Source organism: Pseudomonas fluorescens, from assembly GCF_902498195.1.
GTDB classification, from domain to species: Bacteria; Pseudomonadota; Gammaproteobacteria; order Pseudomonadales; family Pseudomonadaceae; genus Aquipseudomonas; species Aquipseudomonas fluorescens_BU.
On record NZ_CABVIY010000007.1, the window covers coordinates 415584 to 430481 of the forward strand.

Below are 14898 nucleotides of genomic sequence, written 5' to 3' on the forward strand. Positions count from 1 at the left end.
TACGACGCAGATTCAATGCGTCAGAATCGCTGACCTTCGTTGCCCATGAGCCCACGTCGGGCTGGTGCGCGGCTGCACGGGCGGGCCAGTCGGACCAGACGAGCATCCTAGCTCGCTTCAAATAACGCCATGGCCTCGACATGTGCCGTCTGAGGAAACATATCGAGAATCCCGGCACGTTTTAACCGGTAGCCCTGCTTGATCAATTCGACCGTGTCGCGCGCCAGCGTGGCCGGGTTGCACGAGACATACACCAGCCGTTCGGCACCCAGCGACTTAAGCTTGCGCACCACCTCGAAAGCACCGTCACGCGGTGGGTCCAAGAGTACCGCACAAAAGCCTTCGCGCGCCCATTCGGCATCCGTCAAAGGCTGGGATAAATCGGCCTGAAAAAACTTCACATTATGCAGATTGTTGCTAACAGCATTCGCGGCTGCCCGCTCGACCATCACCTGCACGCCTTCCACCGCCACCACTTCGCGAACGGTCTGGGCCAGCGGCAAGGCAAAGTTACCCAGGCCGCAGAACAGATCGAGAACCCGCTCGCTCGCCACCGGCTTCAACCACGCCAGCGCCTGGGCAACCATGGCCTCGTTGACCCCGGCGTTGACCTGAACAAAATCCCCGGGCCGATACGCCAGCTCCAGGTTCCATTGCTCTAAACGATAGCCCAACGATTGATCGGGCTCGACCGGTTGTGGCTCGCCCTCACCGTGCAACCACAACTGGGCCTCATGGAACGCGCAGAAGTCCTTGAGGATCGTCAGGTCGGCGTCGGACAACGGCGCCATGTGGCGCAGCAAAACGGCCAGCGATGATCCGCTGAACAGCTCCACATGCCCGAGTGCCTGCGGCTTGCTCAACCGCCGCAGCATCTCCGGCAGGCGAGTCATGATCGGTTGCAAGGGCTGTACCAGCACCGGGCATTCATCAATGGCGACGATGTCCTGGCTGCCGGCGGCGCGGAAACCGACTTCGAGTTTTTTCGCCTTCATGTCCCAGCGCACCGCGACGCGGGCGCGACGGCGGTAAGCGAATTCCGGGCCGCTCAAAGGCGCGGCCCATTCTTCGGGCTCGACCCCGGCGACCCTGGACAATTGCTCGGCGAGCATGCGCTGTTTCAGGGCAAGCTGTTCGTTGTGCGGCAGATGTTGCACGCTGCAACCGCCGCAACGGCCGGCATGGGCGCACGGTGCCGGGCGACGCAGTTCGCTGGCCTTGAACACCCGTTCGGTGCGCGCCTCGACCACTTTGCCGTGGGCGCCGAGCACGCGTGCTTCGACCTCTTCACCGGCCAATGCGCCCATGACGAACCAGGTGCGACCTTCAAAAAACGCGATACCGCGACCGTCATTGGCCAGGCGCTCGATGGTCAGGCGCTGCTTTTTCCCGGTCGGGACTTGCGGGGCCTTGCTGCCGCCCGTGGGCTGGAAGCGCAGGCCTCTCTCATGCTTGGCCATCAGTTGGGCGCGTCGAAAATGCCGGTCGACAGGTAACGGTCGCCACGGTCGCAGATGATCGCGACGATCACCGCGTTTTCTACTTCTTTGGACAGACGCAGCATCGCGGCCACCGCACCGCCCGACGATACGCCGCAGAAAATGCCTTCTTCGCGGGCCAGACGACGGGTCACGTCTTCGGCTTCGCTCTGGGCCATGTCGACGATGCGATCCACGCGATCGGCCTGGTAGATCTTCGGCAGGTATTCGTGGGGCCAGCGACGGATGCCCGGGATCGCCGAACCTTCCATGGGTTGTAGACCGATGATCTGCACGTTGTCGTTCTGCTCTTTCAAGTAGCGCGACACGCCCATGATGGTACCGGTGGTGCCCATGGAGCTGACGAAATGGGTGATGGTGCCCTCGGTCTGACGCCAGATTTCCGGGCCGGTGGTGGTGTAGTGCGCCTCGGGGTTGTCACCGTTGGCGAACTGATCCAGCACCTTGCCACGGCCTTCGGCTTCCATGCGCTGGGCAAGGTCGCGGGCGCCTTCCATGCCTTGCTCCTGGCTGACCAGAATCAGTTCGGCACCGTAGGCGGTCATGGCGGCCTTGCGCTCGGCGCTGGAATTGTCCGGCATGATCAGGATCATCTTGTAACCCTTGATCGCGGCAGCCATGGCCAGCGCGATCCCGGTGTTACCCGAGGTCGCCTCGATCAGCGTATCGCCGGCGTGGATCTGCCCGCGCAACTCGGCACGGGTGATCATCGACAGCGCCGGACGGTCCTTGACCGAACCCGCCGGGTTGTTCCCTTCGAGCTTGAGCAAAAGGGTATTGCTGGTGGCGCCGGGCAGGCGCTGCAAACGGACCAGCGGAGTGTTGCCGACGCAATCGGCGATGGTTGGGTACTGCAAGGTCATGGCGTAATTCGCAATCCAGACTGCGGGGGCGCCTATCATACCGGCAAACCCCGGAACGCCATATCACGCAAAGTGCGGTGCTTATGGTTTATGGGAATAAGCGTCTGACTCAGCCCTCTTCAGTCTGTGCCACATTCAAGGCATAGAATTCATGCAGCTTGGCCTGCAACAACTCTTTGTCCGGCAATTGCACCTGATACTCCGCGATCAGTGCAGGTGACAGGCTGCGGTTAAGGGCGTACTCGACGACCTCGTCATCTTTGCTGGCACAGAGCAAGACACCGATGGCAGGGTTTTCATGAGGTTTGCGTTCTTTGCGATCCAGGGCTTCCAGATAGAAGTCCAACTTGCCCAGATACTCCGGCTCGAAACGCCCGACCTTGAGTTCGATGGCCACCAGGCAGTTGAGACCGCGATGAAAGAACAGCAAGTCCAGCGCAAAATCACGCCCGCCAACTTGTAGCGGGTATTCGGAGCCGACAAAGCAGAAATCGCGGCCAAGCTCTATCAGGAATTCCTTGAGACGTGCCAGCAGTCCTTGATGCAGATCGGTTTCGGCGTGGGCGCCGGGCAGGTCGAGAAACTCGACCATGTAGGCGTCACGGAAAATCTCTAGTGCACTGGGGTGTTTTTGTTGGAGTGCCCCGGAAATTTTGGCCGGCTGAGTCACACTGCGCTCAAACAGCGCCGCCTTGAACTGTCGTTCCAATTCCCGTGTCGACCACTTTTCTTGCACGGCCAGACGCAGATAGAACTCACGCTCCTGTGGTCGCTTACTCTGAGTCAGAATGAGCAGATTGTGTGTCCAGGGTAATTGTGTCAGCAGTGCTGACACTTTCTCATTGCCCTGATAAGCCTCATAAAACTGCCGCATCCGGAACAGATTACGCCGAGTAAAACCACGCAATCCTGGCTGCCTCTGAGCCAGATGCTCGGCCAGTTGACCCACCACGGAATCACCCCACTCGGCTTTCTCCAGCTTACGACTGATATAAGCACCCACCTGCCAGTACAACTCGATCAGCTGGGTATTGACCGCCTGCACGGCCTGTCGCCTGGCACTTTGAATCAGGTCCAGCACTTCATTGAAGCGATCGTCTGCGGGGCTGCCGGGGAACTGGGATACGGTCATACATGAATCCTTGAACAGTGTGAAAGCCTGAGCTTAAACCGCCAAGGATGCTTGAAATGACCGGTGATACCCTTTGGGAAAGGTCCTACGGAATCTCGGGAAGGCCCCGGCAAAATCAAAGTGATCGTTGTCAGGAGGGCCTCTTCGCGAGCAAGCCCGCTCCGACATTCAATCCTGGTTGTTCACACCAACTGTGGTCGGCACAGATCCACTGTGGGAGCGGGCTTGCTCGCGAAGGCGTCATCACAAGCACCGCTTACATCCGCCAGCAACCGCATATTCATCCGCAATCCGCCCCCGGCATTTTCCGCCCAAAGCTTCCCGCCCTGCCGCTGCACCGCATTCCTGGCAATGCTCAACCCCAACCCAAACCCGCCATCCCCCGGCCGCGAACCATCGAGACGGGTAAAGGGCAGGAAGATCCGTTCCAGATCCGCTTCCGCCACACCACCGCCCTGATCCTCCAGCCACAGATGCCAATACTTGCCGTCCCGCCTTCCGCCAAGCGTAACGACACCGCCCCGGGGTGAATGGCGGATCGCGTTGCGCAATATGTTCTCCAGCGCCTGGGCCAGGGTATTGAGGTGACCCCGTACCCAGCAGGACGAATCCACCGAGCACTGCAACTGCCCGCCCGGCCAGCAACTTTCATAGCAGGCATTTTCCGTGAGCATTTCCCACAACGCCTGGACCTGGATCGCCTCGTCGGGCAAGCGGGTGCGTTCGGTGTCGAGCCAGGCCAGTTGCAAGGTGTCTTCCACCAGTCGCTGCATGCCGTCGACCTCTCGGCCGATGCGCTCGCGCAAGGCGTCCAGCCCCTGCTCGCTTTCGCTGGCGACCCGCAGGCGACTCAGCGGCGTGCGCAACTCATGGGACAGATCGCGCAGCAATTGCTGTTGCAGGGCGACGGTGCTTTGCAGGCGTTCGGACATGTGATCGAACGCCCTGCCCAGCTCGCCCAGTTCATCGGAACGATTGGTGGTACGGCTCGACAACCGCACATTCAATTGATCGGCGCGCCAGGCGTTGGCCTGCTCGCGCAAGGTATTGAGCGGGATCACCAGCAAGCGATAGAGGCCCACGCACAGCAATAAGGTAAACAGCCCCGGAATCACGCCGTTGGTGATAACGCGCCAGAACACCCGGTAGTGCCCGGGCACGAAACGCGCGGGCAGTTCGATCACCAGGCTGCCGGCCGACGGGTCGCGGGGAAACGGTACGCGCATCCACGGCCGGCCTTTCTTGTGGATGGGCCAGTCCAGGCCGCGCAGGAAGGTCAGGTGCTCGATCTCCTTTTCCGTCAACGGTCGGCTGCTCAGGGATTGCAAATCACCGCCGATGACACCGACCCAGCCCTTTTCGCGATGTTGCATGCTCTGCAGCCAGCGATCGACACCCTCACGCTGGCGATCCTGCCAGGCCTGATCGGCTTCGGCGGCATAGCGCGTCAGGGTGCCGCGCGCTTCATCCGACAGGAACTGGTTGCGCTCTTCCATGTAGCGGCCCCAGGACCAACTCAACCAGATCATCAGCAGACAGAACGCCACCAGCAGGCAAGCCAGCTTCCAGAACAGCGAATGCCGCCCCGGCAATTTACATTTCATCGCCGGCACTCAGGATGTAGCCCTTGCCCCAGACCGTGCGCACTTCGCGCTCGGTGTAGCCGATGGCCTTGAGTTTGCGGCGGATCTGGCTGATGTGCATGTCCAGGCTGCGGTCATGGGCCGCGTAGCCCCGTTGCAGCACATGCTGATAAAGGAAGGCTTTGCTCAACACTTCGTCGCCATTGCGGTTCAGGGTTTCCAGCAAACGGAATTCACTGCGGGTCAGGCCGGCCGCCTGCTCACCGTAGAACACCTCGAACAGCTCATCGTCGAAACGCAGGCTGTCCGCCGCCGGGACAATCGCCGCCGGCGTCGGCCGGCGATCCAGCGCCACCCGGCGCAGGATCGCCTCGATGCGCACCCGCAACTCGGCCATGCTGAAAGGCTTGGGCAGGTAATCGTCGGCCCCCAGGCGAAAGCCGCTGATGCGATCCGCCTCGGCCCCCAGCGCCGACATCAGCAGCACCGGCGTGGAGTGGCTCTGGCGCAACTGCGTCAGCACCGATAACCCGTCCAGGCCAGGCAGCAGAATGTCCATCAGCACCACATCGAAGGGTTGTTGGCGGGCTGCGTCCAGCCCTTCCTGGCCGTTCTGGCACCAGGTCACCTGAAAGCCGCTCCGGCCCAAATGGTCGTGAACATAGGCACCGAGCACGAGGTCGTCTTCGATGGCGAGGATACGGGGATGGCCGGCAGCGATGGGAGTCATGAGTATCTGCAAATAATTCTCAGTTGATAATTATTCAAGATTGCGCGCTTCAGGGCAACCCAAGGCTCAGCCACCCACGCAAAACGGTTGAGCCAGGCGACGAATGACGACTGCAACTTTTTACGAGGATTGCCCGCCTGCAAATCGCTACACTGCGCAAGTGGCGCGTGCCGGATGCATGTGCGGGTCTATTAATAGCTGGATGCAGGAGAAAGGCGTGCTCACCAAACTGGGAATCAAAGGCCGCGTGCTGTTGCTGACCCTATTGCCGACCAGCCTGATGGCGTTGGTGCTGGGCGGCTATTTTACCTGGATGCAGCAATCGGACCTGCAAACCCAACTCATGCAGCGCGGGGAAATGATCGCCGAGCAGCTGGCGCCCCTGGTGGCGCCCGCCATGGGGCACAAGAACACCGAGATGCTGGAGCGCATTGCCACCGAGTCCCTGGAGCAACCGGACGTGCGCGCCGTGACCTTCCTCGCCCCCGACCGCACGCTACTGGCCCACGCCGGCCCCATCATGCTCAACCAGGCGCCACAGGGCGACGGTGCGCAGATGCTGCGCCGCAGTGGCAATGACGCCACCCGTTATCTGCTGCCGGTGTTCGGCAAACACCGCAACCTGGCCGGCGACGTGATACCCGATGAAGCCGACCGCCTGCTGGGCTGGGTCGAACTCGAACTGTCCCACAACGGCATGCTGCTGCGCGGTTACCGCAGCCTGTTTGCCAGCCTGATGATGATCGCGGCGGGCCTCGGGGGCGCGGCGTTGCTGGCGTTGCGCATGGGCCGCACGATCAATCGGCCGTTGAGCCAGATCAAGCAGGCCGTCGCCCAACTCAAGGACGGTCATCTGGAAACCCGCCTGCCCCCCCTCGGCAGCCAGGAACTGGATGAGCTGGCGTCCGGCATCAACCGCATGGCCGGCACCCTGCAGAACGCCCAGGAAGAATTGCAGCACAGCGTCGACCAGGCCACCGAAGACGTGCGCCAGAACCTGGAAACCATCGAGATCCAGAACATCGAGCTCGATCTGGCGCGCAAGGAAGCCCTGGAGGCGAGCCGGATCAAGTCCGAGTTCCTCGCCAACATGAGCCACGAAATCCGCACGCCGCTCAACGGTATTCTCGGGTTCACGCACTTGCTGCAAAAAAGCGAGCTGACCCCGCGCCAGCTCGACTACCTGGGCACCATCGAAAAATCCGCCGACAGCCTGCTGGGGATCATCAACGAGATCCTCGACTTCTCGAAGATCGAGGCCGGCAAACTGGTGCTCGACCACATTCCGTTCAACCTGCGCGACCTGTTGCAGGACACTTTGACCATCCTCGCCCCCGCCGCCCACGCCAAACAGCTGGAACTGGTGAGCCTGGTTTACCGCGACACACCGCTGTCGCTGGTGGGTGACCCGTTGCGCCTCAAGCAGATCCTCACCAACCTGGTGAGCAATGCGATCAAGTTCACCCGCGAGGGCACCATCGTCGCCCGCGCCATGCTCGAAGAAGAACACGACGACAGCGTGCAACTGCGCATCAGCATCCAGGACACGGGCATCGGCCTGTCCAGCCAGGACGTGCGCGCGCTGTTCCAGGCATTCAGCCAGGCGGACAATTCACTGTCCCGGCAACCCGGCGGCACGGGCCTGGGGCTGGTGATTTCCAAGCGCCTGATCGAACAGATGGGCGGCGAGATCGGCGTCGACAGCACGCCAGGGGAAGGTTCGGAGTTCTGGATCAGCCTGAGCCTGCCGAAAACCCGCGACGACGCCGAAGACCTGCCCGGCCCGCCATTGTCCGGCCGCCGCGTGGCGGTGCTGGAAAACCACGAACTGGCCCGCCAGGCGTTACAGCATCAACTGGAGGACTGCGGCCTGGCCGTGACCCCGTTCAGCACCCTGGAAAGCCTGACCAATGGCGTCACCGGTGCGCACCAGACCGATCAGGCGATTGACCTGGCGGTGCTCGGTATTACCAGTAACGACATGCCGCCGGAGCGCCTCAACCAGTACATCTGGGACCTTGAACACCTGGGTTGCAAGGTTTTGGTGCTGTGCCCGACCACGGAACAGACGCTGTTCCACCTTTCGGTGCCCAACCCTCACAGCCAGCTCCAGGCCAAACCGGCCTGCACGCGCAAGCTGCGGCGCACCCTGTCCGATCTGGTCAACCCGCGCCAGCAGCGCAGCGAACCCGGTGAGCCGGTCTCCAGCCGTGCGCCGAAAGTGCTGTGCGTCGACGACAACCCGGCCAACCTGCTGTTGGTGCAAACCCTGCTCGAAGACATGGGCGCCAAGGTGCTGGCGGTGGAAAGCGGGTACGCCGCCGTCAAGGCCGTGCAAAGCGAAACCTTCGACCTGGTGCTGATGGACGTGCAGATGCCCGGCATGGACGGACGCCAGAGCACCGAAGCGATCCGCCAGTGGGAAAGCGAACGGCATTGCACGCCGCTGCCGATTGTCGCCCTCACCGCCCACGCCATGGCCAACGAAAAGCGTGCGCTGCTGCAAAGCGGCATGGACGACTACCTGACCAAACCGATCAGCGAGCGGCAACTGGCGCAAGTGGTGCTCAAGTGGAGTGGCCTGGCGCTGCGCAATCAGGGCCCGGAACGCTCAGGTGACCACCACGCCGGTGCGTACGATTTGCAGGTGCTCGATCACGAGGAAGGCTTGCGCCTGGCCGCCGGCAAGGCCGACCTGGCCGCCGACATGCTGGCGATGCTGCTGGCATCGCTGGAGGCAGACCGCGAAGCCATCCGCCAGGCCCAGGAAAGCCATGACCACAATGCCCTGATCGAACGGGTCCATCGCCTGCATGGCGCCACCCGCTATTGCGGCGTTCCGCAACTGCGCGCGGCCTGCCAGCGCAGCGAAACCCTGCTCAAGCAACAGGACCCGAAGGCCTTCGGCGCGCTGGAAGAACTCGACCGGGCGATCAATCGCCTGGCCGCCCAGGCGCGGATCAATGCTTGATGTGGCGCAAGGCCTCAGCCGCTGGAAGCGTCTAATGTAGGAGCTGCCGCAGGCTGCGATCTTCTGATCCTGATTTTTCATGTCCACGGCGGCGCCAAAGATCAAAAAATCGCAGCCTGCGGCAACAACGGTGTGAAAACGTCAAGATGTGAATCTTCAGGGAGGACACATGCGCACGATTCTTTTCAGCAGCCAGACCTACGACCGCGACAGCTTTCTCGCCGCCGACCTGCCGGCCGGCATCGAGCTGCACTTTCAGGCGGCGCGACTGAGCCTGGACACGGCGGCGCTGGCAGAGCATCACGAGGTGGTCTGCGCCTTCATCAATGATGATCTCGGCGCCCCGGTGCTCGAACGCCTGGCCGCTGGCGGCACACGCCTGATCGCGCTGCGTTCGGCGGGTTACAACCATGTCGACCTGGCGGCGGCGAAACGCCTGGGAATCGCGGTTGTACGCGTTCCGGCCTACTCGCCCCATGCCGTGGCCGAGCATGCGGTAGCGCTGATCCTGGCGCTGAACCGCCGTCTGCACCGCGCCTACAATCGTACCCGCGAAGGCGATTTCAGCCTGCACGGGCTGACCGGTTTCGACCTGGTGGGCAAGACCGTCGGCGTGGTCGGCACCGGGCAGATCGGTGCGACCTTCGCCAGGATCATGAATGGCTTCGGCTGCCGGTTGCTGGCCTACGACCCGTACCCGAACCCGGAGGTCGAAGCCCTGGGCGCGCGTTACCTGAGTTTGCCGCAACTGCTGGCCGAATCGCAGATCATCAGCCTGCACTGCCCGCTCAACGAACAGAGCAAACATTTGATCAACCGCCAGTCACTGGCGCACATGCAACCGGGAGCGATGCTGATCAACACCGGCCGTGGCGGCCTGGTGGACACGCCCGCGCTGATCGACGCGTTGAAGGAGGGCCGGCTGGGTTATCTGGGGCTGGACGTCTATGAGGAGGAGGCGCAGCTGTTCTTCGAAGACCGCTCCGACCTGCCGTTGCAGGACGATGTACTGGCACGCTTGCTGACCTTTCCCAACGTGATCATTACCGCCCACCAGGCGTTCCTGACCCGCGAAGCCTTGGGCGCGATTGCCGCGACCACCTTGCACAACATCGCCGCCTGGATGACGGGCACGCCCCAGAACCGGGTCGAGGGCGACTGAACCTGATCGAAGGTCATCTGCCCGCGCCATGCTGCGCGTATGCCCGTGCTAGCATATCGCGCATATTTGGAGGACCCATGGTCGAACACGATTTCCGCTACAGCCTGATGAACCCTCAACACACCCTCACCGAATGCCGCGCCCTGGTGCCGGGGCGTTATCAAGTCACCGGCAACGGCGGCTCGATTCGCAACAATGACGTGCTGGTCGTGACCCTCAAGGGCGCCAAGGACTTGTCCATGCGCCTGACCGTCGAAACGGTTCGCCACTTGATCAACCCGCCCGGCCAATGGGTCGCGGTGGCCAGCGGGCCGGTATTCGGCGAACTGGCCATTCACACCTGGCAGGTGAACTGCGACAGCTGCGCCAAAGAGCTGAGCTTCGAGTTCGCGGTCGACGCCAAACTGGGCAACAAGGCTGAAAAGCCGGCCGCCACCGCGCGGATTGCCGAGTTGGGCTGGAAGTCCGTTGGCGAGAAACACCTGTGCCCGAAATGCCAGGAGCCCGCGTGATGAAACACCTCGCTCTGGCCGGCATGGTCGGTGCAAGCCTGATGGGTTGCGCCGCCGAGCCTGTGCAATTGCAACAGAACCGCAGCTACATCCTGGAGTGGATCGGCGAACGCCCGCTGATGGATTACAGCCACCTGACCATCACCCTCGGTGAAGACGGTCGCGCCTATGGCAACGGCGGCTGCAACCACTGGTTCGCACCGTACACGCTGGAAGGCGACAAGCTGAGCTTCGGCAAGATCGGCAGCACCCGCAAACTCTGTGCGCCGGCGCTGATGGAGCAGGAAAAACGTTTCCTTCAAGCCCTGGAAAACGTCCAGCGCTGGGACGTTTCGTCGATCGACCAGATGCGCTTCTGGCCGGCTGAGGGCAAGCCGCTGCGCTGGTGGCTGGAAGAGGGTTGATCCCCAAAAAAAGATCGCAGCCTTCGGCAGCGCCTACATGGATTGCCGAACACCTGCAGGCGCTGCCGAAGGCTGCGATCTTTTGCTTTAATTCTTGGCCTGCAACGCCTCCAGCTTCGCCATCACCCCCGCCGCTGTCTGCTCGCCCATCAACTGTTCCCGCACCTTGCCCTTGTTGTCGATGATGTACGTCACGGGCAGCGCCTCGCTGCGCGGCAGCTCGAACAACTCGGCGGGGTCCTGCGCCAGCACGGTGAACTTGATCCCCAGCTTTTCGCTGGCGCTCTTCAGCTCTTCACCCTGCACGTTGTCGAAGTTGACCCCGAACACGCCGATGTTCTTGCCCTTGAGCTGTTCGGCCAGGGTGTTCAACTCCGGAATCTCGGTGCGGCACGGGCCACACCATTCGGCCCAGTAGTTGAGCACCAGCCATTGTTTGTCCAGCCGCCCGGAAGCGACCTTCTGTCCATTCTGATCGATCCCGTAGTCGTTACCGCAGCCCCCCAGCATCAACGCCCCGATGATCGCCAATGCCGCTGCCAGTCGCCTTGTCATGTCGTGATCCTTGTTGAAAAAAGAATACTGCCGCGACCCATTGCCTCCCAAGGTTCTGGATTACGCGCTGCACAGTTAGAATAGCCGCCACCTTACCCAAGATGCGACCCGCTCATGACTGATCTGACGCTTTATCACAACCCGCGCTGCTCGAAATCACGCGGTGCGCTCGAACTGCTCGAAGCCCGTGGCCTGACGCCGACCGTGGTGCGATACCTGGAAACCCCGCTGGACGCCGCGCAAATCCAGAGCCTGCTCAGCAAGCTGGGGATCAGCGCCCGGGAACTGTTGCGTACCGGCGAGGAGGAGTACAAGACCCTCAACCTTGCAGACGCCAGCCTCGGCGAGGCGCAATTGATCGCCGCCATCGCCGCGCACCCCAAACTCATGGAGCGGCCGATCCTCGAAGTCGGCGACAAAGCCGTCATCGGTCGCCCACCGGAGCAGATCCTGGAACTGTTGCCATGAGTGCGCCGTACATTCTGGTGCTGTATTACAGCCGCAGCGGCTCGACCAACGAAATGGCCCGGCAGATCGCCCGTGGCGTGGAACAGGCCGGACTTGAAGCGCGGTTGCGCACGGTGCCGGCGATTTCCACCGAATGCGAAGCCGTGGCGCCGGATATCCCGGACGAAGGCGCGCTCTACGCCAGCCTCGACGACTTGAAAAATTGCGCCGGCCTGGCATTGGGCAGTCCGACCCGCTTCGGCAACATGGCAGCGCCCCTCAAGTACTTCCTCGACGGCACCAGCAACCTGTGGCTGACTGGCGCGCTGGTGGGCAAGCCAGCCGGTGTGTTCACCTCCACCGCGAGCCTGCACGGCGGCCAGGAAACCACCCTGCTGTCGATGATGTTGCCGTTGCTGCACCACGGCATGCTGATTACCGGCCTGCCCTACAGCGAGTCGGCGCTGCTGGAAACCCAGGGCGGCGGCACGCCTTATGGCGCCAGCCACCACGCCGGGGCCGACGGCAAAAGCGGCCTGGATGCCCATGAAGTCGCGCTGTGCCGCGCACTGGGCATGCGCCTGGCCAAGACTGCGCAGAAACTGGAGGGCTGAGGGTGGCCAAGAAGCCAAAGATCCTGCCCGCCATCGAGTGGCTTGAACCCCGTGTCCGGGCCATGCGCGTCATCAGCCTGCTGTGTTTCGCCGGCCTGGTCGGGCTGCTGTGCATCTACTACCTGCTGGTCGCCGACCTGCACGGCGCCCGGCCCTGGGTGATTCTGCTGATCGAACTGGTGCCACTGCTGTTGCTGGCACCCGGCATGATCGTCGGCAGCCCGCGCGGACATTCGTGGATGTGTTTTGTGGTGAACCTGTATTTCATCAAGGGCGCATTGGCCGCGTATGACCCGAACCGGCAAATGTTCGGATTACTGGAAATGGGCGCGAGCCTGGCGGTGTTCTGCTCGGCGCTGCTGTATGTGCGGTGGCGGTATCAGTTGAATCGCAAATTGGCGGGCGAAGGCGAAATCTCCGTCGCCTGACCTGACGCTTTCGCGAGCCAGCCCGCTCCCACAGGAACCGCGTGAACCCTGTGGGCGCGGGCTTGCTCGCGAAAGGAGCGACCCGGTCTCAATGATTGGCGGTGTACGCCAGCATCATCGAGATCTGGCTCATCGGCCGCCCACCGCTTTCTTCATGCCACTGATTGAACACGTCCTGCACCAACGCCAGGTCACGCAAACTGGTCGGCACCTTGTCGACGATCTTCTGCGCATTCAACGCGGCGACGACATCGTAGCTCGGCACGAAGGTGTCCTTGCCGACCATGCGCAAGAAGCGCGGCGCCGAGAGGCCGCCCAATTGGCTGCCGCGCTTTTTCAGGAAGGTCCACAAGCCGACGATGTCGGTCACCGGCCAATCGGCGATCAACGCGCCGAAGCTGCCCTTTTCCTGGGCCACGTCCAGCACGAACTGCGCATTGCGCGGCACGCTCTTGAGCTTGCCCAGGTGGCGGATGATCCGCGCGTCCTGCATCAGGCGCTCCAGGTGTTCGGCGCTCATGAGCACGACTTTTTCCGGGTCGAACCTGAAGAACACTTCTTCGAAGGCCGGCCACTTGGCATCGACCAGGCTGTGCTTGAGGCCGGCGCGAAACACCCGCAGCGCCATGGTCGAGAGGTAGCGATCGTCGGTGATGTCGCGCAATTGCGCCGGGGTCTTGGGAACGGGCAGATGGGCTTCCAGTTCAGCCGCCGAACCAAAGCGGTTCAAGCAGTATTCGTTGAGCCACTTGTAGTCGCGCATGCCCTCTCCTCAGATGTAAAAAAAACCAAATGTGGGAGCGGGCTTGCTCGCGAAGGCGGTATGCCAGTCAACATCATCGTTGTCTGACGCACCGCCTTCGCGAGCAAGCCCGCTCCCACAGGGGATATGTTTAAAGGTTGACGACGTTGACGAAGCGCGAGGCCGCGCTTTCATCGATCTTGAGGCTGGTGAAGTCGAACAAATTGCGGTCCGCCAGTTGCGACGGAATCACGTTCTGCAGGCTGCGGAAGATGCTTTCGGTGCGGCCCGGGGTCTTGCGTTCCCAGTCCTGCAGCATTTCCTTGACCACCTGGCGTTGCAGGTTTTCCTGGGAACCACAAAGGTTGCACGGGATGATCGGGAACTGCTTGAAATCCGAATAGGCCTGGATGTCTTTTTCGTTGCAGTACGCCAGCGGGCGGATCACCACGTTGCGACCGTCGTCGGCCCGCAGTTTCGGCGGCATGGCCTTGAGCGAACCGTTGAAGAACATGTTCAGGAAAAACGTCTCGACGATGTCGTCGCGGTGGTGACCGAGGGCCATCTTGGTCGCGCCAATTTCATCGGCGAAGGTGTAGAGCGTGCCGCGACGCAGGCGCGAGCACAGCGAGCAGGTGGTCTTGCCCTCCGGAATCAGCTCCTTGACCACCGAATACGTGTCTTTCTCGACGATGTGGTACTCGATGCCCAGTTCTTTGAGGTAAGCCGGCAGGACGTGCTCGGGGAAACCCGGCTGCTTCTGGTCCATGTTCACGGCCACGATCTCGAACTTGATCGGCGCTACCTTCTGCAAGTGCATCAGCACGTCGAGCATGGTGTAGCTGTCCTTGCCGCCGGACAGGCAGACCATGACCTTGTCGCCGTCTTCAATCATGTTGAAATCGGCGACAGCCTCACCGGCCTGGCGGCGAAGGCGCTTTTGCAGTTTGTTCTGGTTGACCGTAAGAGTGCCCATGACGCGAAATCCGTGAGGTGTGACGAAAGGCGGGCATTTTACGCAAAAACGCCGCCAGGGCGAAGTGCCCGCTATCCCCCTGTGGGAGCGGGCTTGCTCGCGAAGGGGTCGTGTCAGCCAGCCTGGATATCAACTGATACTCCGCATTCGCGAGCAAGCCCGCTCCCACACGAACGGCGGCTGACAGTGCCAGCCGCGATTAACAACGGGCTTTACAGCGCAATTTGCTCTAAGCCCTATCACCTGTGGGGTTAACTCCTTCCTATACTGCGTCATAAGG

General features: G+C 62.0%; 15 protein-coding genes. 7 read left to right on the forward strand and 8 right to left on the reverse strand.

All coding sequences use genetic code 11. The features are described 5' to 3' along the window. Positions 1–107 precede the first annotated feature (107 nt). The 5 genes from rlmD to F8N66_RS25785 form a co-directional block, all read right to left on the reverse strand. On the reverse strand, positions 108–1460 hold the full coding sequence (gene rlmD / locus F8N66_RS25765) for a 23S rRNA (uracil(1939)-C(5))-methyltransferase RlmD (protein WP_150772826.1): 1353 nt from the start codon (positions 1458–1460) through the stop codon (positions 108–110). Next, a complete protein-coding gene (gene cysM, locus F8N66_RS25770; protein ID WP_150772827.1) occupies positions 1460–2362 on the reverse strand; it encodes a cysteine synthase CysM in 903 nt (300 codons plus the stop codon). Before cysM ends, rlmD begins: the two co-directional genes overlap by 1 nt. A gap of 109 nt (positions 2363–2471) precedes the next feature. Then, the gene (locus F8N66_RS25775; RefSeq protein ID WP_150772828.1) at positions 2472–3494 is read right to left on the reverse strand and encodes a PDDEXK nuclease domain-containing protein; all 1023 of its coding nucleotides are present in this window, start codon (positions 3492–3494) and stop codon (positions 2472–2474) included. Positions 3495–3676: 182 nt separating this feature from the next. Then, on the reverse strand, positions 3677–5098 hold the full coding sequence (locus tag F8N66_RS25780) for a sensor histidine kinase (RefSeq protein ID WP_150772829.1): 1422 nt from the start codon (positions 5096–5098) through the stop codon (positions 3677–3679). Continuing rightward, on the reverse strand, positions 5088–5807 hold the full coding sequence (locus F8N66_RS25785; protein WP_150772830.1) for a response regulator transcription factor: 720 nt from the start codon (positions 5805–5807) through the stop codon (positions 5088–5090). Before F8N66_RS25785 ends, F8N66_RS25780 begins: the two co-directional genes overlap by 11 nt. A 217-nt stretch (positions 5808–6024) precedes the next feature. Here F8N66_RS25785 and F8N66_RS25790 point away from each other — a divergent pair, with 217 nt between their 5' ends. The 4 genes from F8N66_RS25790 to F8N66_RS25805 all read left to right on the forward strand — a co-directional run bounded on the left by F8N66_RS25790 (position 6025) and on the right by F8N66_RS25805 (position 10856). Further along, a complete protein-coding gene (locus F8N66_RS25790; RefSeq protein ID WP_150772831.1) occupies positions 6025–8778 on the forward strand; it encodes a response regulator in 2754 nt (917 codons plus the stop codon). Between the two features lie 169 nt (positions 8779–8947). Beyond that, on the forward strand, positions 8948–9940 hold the full coding sequence (locus F8N66_RS25795; RefSeq protein WP_150772832.1) for a 2-hydroxyacid dehydrogenase: 993 nt from the start codon (positions 8948–8950) through the stop codon (positions 9938–9940). 77 nt (positions 9941–10017) lie between these two features. After that, positions 10018–10452, forward strand: a complete 435-nt coding sequence (locus tag F8N66_RS25800; protein ID WP_084321985.1) for a hypothetical protein — start codon at positions 10018–10020, stop codon at positions 10450–10452. Continuing rightward, the gene (locus F8N66_RS25805) at positions 10452–10856 is read left to right on the forward strand and encodes an META domain-containing protein (protein ID WP_150772833.1); all 405 of its coding nucleotides are present in this window, start codon (positions 10452–10454) and stop codon (positions 10854–10856) included. Before F8N66_RS25800 ends, F8N66_RS25805 begins: the two co-directional genes overlap by 1 nt. Before the next feature lie 87 nt (positions 10857–10943). Here the strand turns inward: F8N66_RS25805 and F8N66_RS25810 are convergent, their stop codons facing one another. Further along, positions 10944–11411: a TlpA family protein disulfide reductase gene (locus F8N66_RS25810; RefSeq protein WP_150772834.1), complete on the reverse strand. Its 468-nt coding sequence runs from the start codon at positions 11409–11411 to the stop codon at positions 10944–10946. Positions 11412–11525: 114 nt separating this feature from the next. Between F8N66_RS25810 and arsC the strand changes: the two genes are divergently transcribed. Genes arsC through F8N66_RS25825 form a run of 3 tightly spaced genes read left to right on the forward strand, consistent with a single transcriptional unit; the run spans position 11526 to position 12900 of the window. Then, positions 11526–11879: an arsenate reductase (glutaredoxin) gene (arsC, locus tag F8N66_RS25815; RefSeq protein WP_150772835.1), complete on the forward strand. Its 354-nt coding sequence runs from the start codon at positions 11526–11528 to the stop codon at positions 11877–11879. Next, entirely contained in the window at positions 11876–12472 is a 597-nt protein-coding gene (gene wrbA, locus F8N66_RS25820; RefSeq protein WP_008054817.1) for an NAD(P)H:quinone oxidoreductase, read from the forward strand. The genes arsC and wrbA overlap by 4 nt, the downstream gene beginning before the upstream one ends. 2 nt (positions 12473–12474) lie before the next feature. Beyond that, complete coding sequence (locus F8N66_RS25825; protein WP_150772836.1) at positions 12475–12900, forward strand: DUF2069 domain-containing protein; 426 nt, start codon at positions 12475–12477, stop codon at positions 12898–12900. Between the two features lie 88 nt (positions 12901–12988). On the opposite strand, the gene F8N66_RS25830 is transcribed toward F8N66_RS25825, so the two are convergent. Both F8N66_RS25830 and ttcA read right to left on the reverse strand, forming a co-directional pair. After that, complete coding sequence (locus F8N66_RS25830; RefSeq protein WP_150772837.1) at positions 12989–13663, reverse strand: DNA-3-methyladenine glycosylase I; 675 nt, start codon at positions 13661–13663, stop codon at positions 12989–12991. Between the two features lie 130 nt (positions 13664–13793). Beyond that, entirely contained in the window at positions 13794–14618 is an 825-nt protein-coding gene (ttcA, locus tag F8N66_RS25840; RefSeq protein ID WP_015096458.1) for a tRNA 2-thiocytidine(32) synthetase TtcA, read from the reverse strand. Positions 14619–14898: the final 280 nt, after the last annotated feature.